This window comes from Micromonospora sp. NPDC049580 (genome assembly GCF_040675595.1).
In the GTDB taxonomy this organism is placed as follows: Bacteria; Actinomycetota; Actinomycetes; order Mycobacteriales; family Micromonosporaceae; genus Micromonospora.
This window is the reverse complement of the sequence record NZ_JBFAPG010000602.1, coordinates 1-3291: the sequence shown is the minus strand read 5'-3', so window position 1 is coordinate 3291 and position 3291 is coordinate 1. Positions and strand designations below refer to the sequence as shown.

The 3291-nt window shown below is 73.4% G+C and carries 4 protein-coding genes; 3 read left to right on the top strand and 1 reads right to left on the bottom strand.

The annotated features are described in order from the left end of the window. A partial coding sequence (locus AB0J68_RS29770; RefSeq protein WP_363941912.1) for a PH domain-containing protein occupies window positions 1-863 on the top strand: 863 nt, incomplete at its 5' end. Between the two features lie 143 nt (window positions 864-1006). Here AB0J68_RS29770 and AB0J68_RS29765 read toward each other — a convergent pair. Then, entirely contained in the window at window positions 1007-2065 is a 1059-nt protein-coding gene (locus tag AB0J68_RS29765) for a phosphatase PAP2 family protein (RefSeq protein ID WP_355067139.1), read from the bottom strand. A 138-nt stretch (window positions 2066-2203) separates the two neighbouring features. Between AB0J68_RS29765 and AB0J68_RS29760 the strand changes: the two genes are divergently transcribed. Both AB0J68_RS29760 and AB0J68_RS29755 read left to right on the top strand, forming a co-directional pair. Then, window positions 2204-2608, top strand: a complete 405-nt coding sequence (locus AB0J68_RS29760) for a hotdog domain-containing protein (RefSeq protein WP_355067138.1) — start codon at window positions 2204-2206, stop codon at window positions 2606-2608. After that, window positions 2605-3291 (top strand): MBL fold metallo-hydrolase (locus AB0J68_RS29755; protein WP_363941910.1); only part of this gene is annotated, 687 nt, incomplete at its 3' end. The genes AB0J68_RS29760 and AB0J68_RS29755, both read left to right, overlap by 4 nt.

Below are 3291 nucleotides of genomic sequence, written 5' to 3'. Positions count from 1 at the left end.
CGCCCGGCGTCACCGCGTCTCCGACGGGACCCGGGACGCCGACGGCCGCGGCGGGACGACCGCTGCACGCGGTGCGCAACCAGAACCTGCTGGTCAGTCAGTTGCTCACCCCGCAGGCGTTCCTGCTCCCGTTCGGCGTGGCCTTCGTCGTGGTGCAGTTCGTCACCGCCGGGTCGTGGTCCTTCGTCGCGGTGGCGAGCACGCTGACCGCGATGGCCGGTGTGCTGCTGCAACCGATCCGCCGGGTGCTCGACGATTGGAACTTCCGGCTGGCCCGCGACGGCGGCACCCTGCGGGTGCACAACGGCCTGCTGGAGACGCGCGCGCAGACCGTGCCGCTGGACCGGGTCCAGACCGTGCGGGCCACCTGGCCGCTGCTGTGGCGGGTCAACGACTGGCTGCGGCTGCGGTTGGAGGTGGCCGGCTACTCCGTGGCGGAGGCCGACGACCGCAACCGGCCGGACCGGCTGCTGCCGGTCGGCGACCTGCCGACCGCCACGATGATCGTCGCCGAGGTGCTGCCGGGCGTACGCCTGGACGCGCTGACGCTGAGCCCACCACCGCCCCGGACGCGCTGGCTGCACCCGCTCGGGCGCGGCGCGCTCGGGGCGGGTCTGTTCGAGCGGGTCTTCGCCACCCGGTCCGGGCTGCTCACCCGGCAGTTGGCGATCGTGCCGTACGCGCGGATCCAGAGCGTGCGGGTGGTGCAGGGGCCGGTGCAGCGCCGACTGGGGCTGGCGACCGTGTACGCGGACACCGCCGGCGGCTCAGGCGCGGCCGCCCAGGACCGGGACCTCACCGAGGCGTGGGCCCTGGCAGCCGAGCTGACCACCCGAGCAACCAAAGCCCGCCGCACGCCCTAACCCCACCCCACCCCACCCCACCCCACCCCTCCGGTGATCATGAAGTTATTGCCCCGACACGCCGAGCGGACGGCCAATAACTTCATGATCGACGGGGGCAGGGCGGGGGCAGGGCAGGGCAGGGCAGGGCAGGGCGGGGTTGGTCAGTGGTCGGCGGGTATCGCTGGTTGGTCGCTTGGTGTGGGGTGTCTGTCGACTGATGGGTCGGGGGCGACCGTCTGCCCTGGTGGTTCGTTGGCGGCCCCCGCTCGGCGGGCCCGTAGCGCCGCCCAGCCACGCTCGGCCAGGCCGACGACCAGGTAGGTGAGCCCGACGTACGTCCAGCCCACCAGCACGTCGATCACGTAGTGCTCACCGGAGTAGACCAGGGTGAAGGTCATCGCCAGCGGGTACGCGAGCAGCAGCGGCCACCAGCGGCGACGGGTGGTGGTCAGGAAGAACAGCACCACGAACAGCGCCCACGCCGTGTGCAGAGACGGCATCGCGGCGACCGGGTTCGAGGCGATCTGGCCGGCGTTGAGCACGTTGCCGGCGCCGTGCATGCCGAACGCCTTCCAACCCCGGGTGGAGATCCGGGCGACCTCGGTGAGCAGGCCGTTCTGCGCCGCCCACCACGGCGGGGCGGCCGGGTACACGAAGTAGGTCACCAGGCCGGCGGCGCAGAGGAAACCCCAACGCCGCATGTACGCGGCCCAGCGGCGCCGGTCGCGCAGCCAGAGCACCGCGGCGGCGGTCAGCGCCACCACGAAGTGCGAGAAGTACACCCAGCTCGCCGCGACGTCCCACCAGTGCACCTGCGGGCGGTAGAGGTGCTCCTGCAACCAGATGGTGGGCACCTCACCGCCGGTGGCCCAGCCGAACATGAACCGGTCGGCGACGATCAGCTCCATGGCGTGCGGTGTGGCCCCGTTGTCGGCGAACCCGCGCGAGAGGTTGTAGACGACGAACAGCAGCACCACCGGCACCCAGTCCCGGGCGAAGCGTAGGTGGCTGCGCCACGGCCGCTCGCTGTTCCAGGCGATGGTCGCCAGCCAGATCCACACGAAGGCGTACGCGGGGTCGGTGGGCAGCCCGATCGCCAGCCAGGCGGCGACGAAGGCGACCGCCCAGATCGTCATGGCGACGACGCGCCGACGGCCCCCGTCCGGGGACGCGGGCGGGTCGGTCCGGGCGGGGGGTTGGGGGTCAGTCACGACGGCCATCGCGGTCAAGGTTAACGACGGGTACGGCATCGACCGACGGGGACCACCCGGCGAAGCCGTGCACACGTGGACGGCGGTCGGTGTGCGGATCGTCGGGCGCGTGCGCGACGGGCTCGGCGAGCACCTAGGCTGACGACCATGCAGGAGCAGCCCGAGCCGGCCTTCGCGCCGGGTCTGACCGCCCAGGTCGAACTGACCGTCACCGACACGGACACCGCCCAGGCGGTCGGTTCGGGGGACGTACCGGTGCTGGGCACACCCCGGGTGCTCGCACTCGCCGAGGCGGCCACCGTCGCGGCCACGGCGGCCACGCTGCCGCCCGGGTCGACAACTGTCGGCACCCGGGTCGAGTTGGAGCACCTCGCGCCGACGGTGGTCGGGCGCACGGTACGGGCGCAGGCGCTGCTCGCGGCGGTCGACGGTCGCCGGTTGTCGTTCGAGGTCACCGTCGCGGACGGCGACCAGACGGTGGCCCGGGGCCGGGTCGACCGGATCCTGGTGGACCGGCAACGCTTCGTCGACCGGGCCGGGCGGTCGTCGTGAGCGCCGGGTTCAGCGAGGTCGCCGACCGGGTGTACGTGCTGCGCGAGCCCCTGCTGCGGGTCAACGTCACCCTGGTCGTCGGCGACGACGAGGCGCTGCTGGTGGACACGCTCTCCTCGGCCGGGCAGGCCACCGAGCTGGCCGCCGCCGTCGGGCGGGTCACCGACCGTCCGCTGACGCTTGTCAACACCCACCACCACTACGATCACTGCTTCGGCAACGCCGTCCTGGCCGGCGACCCACCCCGCCCGGTGTACGCGCACGAGCGGGCCGCCGCGGCCCTGCGCGACGAGCCGGAGCGGCTGCGCCGGGAGGCGTACGAGGAGGTGCGCACGGAGCACCCGGAGCTGGCAGCCGAGCTGGCCGACACCCCGCTGCTCGCTCCGACGCACATGGTGCACACGGAAACCACGCTCGACCTGGGTGGCCGGCGGGTGCTGCTGCGGCACCCGGGGCGCGGGCACACCGACGCCGACGTCGTGGTGCACGTGCCCGACGCGGACGTGCTCGTCGCCGGCGACCTGGTGGAGCAGAGCGGCCCGCCCGCCTTCGAGGACTCGTACCCCCTGCAGTGGCCGGACGCGGTCGCGGACCTGCTGCGGCTGACCACCGCGCGCACGGTGGTCGTGCCGGGCCACGGCGACCCGGTGGACGTCGGGTTCGTCCGCGCCCAGCACGCCGAA

Excerpts from the sequence above, each read along its gene's own strand:
- AB0J68_RS29765 (WP_355067139.1), bottom strand. The coding sequence starts at position 2,065 with ATGGCCGTCGTGACTGACCCCCAACCCCCCGCCCGGACCGACCCGCCC.
- AB0J68_RS29760 (WP_355067138.1), top strand. The coding sequence starts at position 2,204 with ATGCAGGAGCAGCCCGAGCCGGCCTTCGCGCCGGGTCTGACCGCCCAG.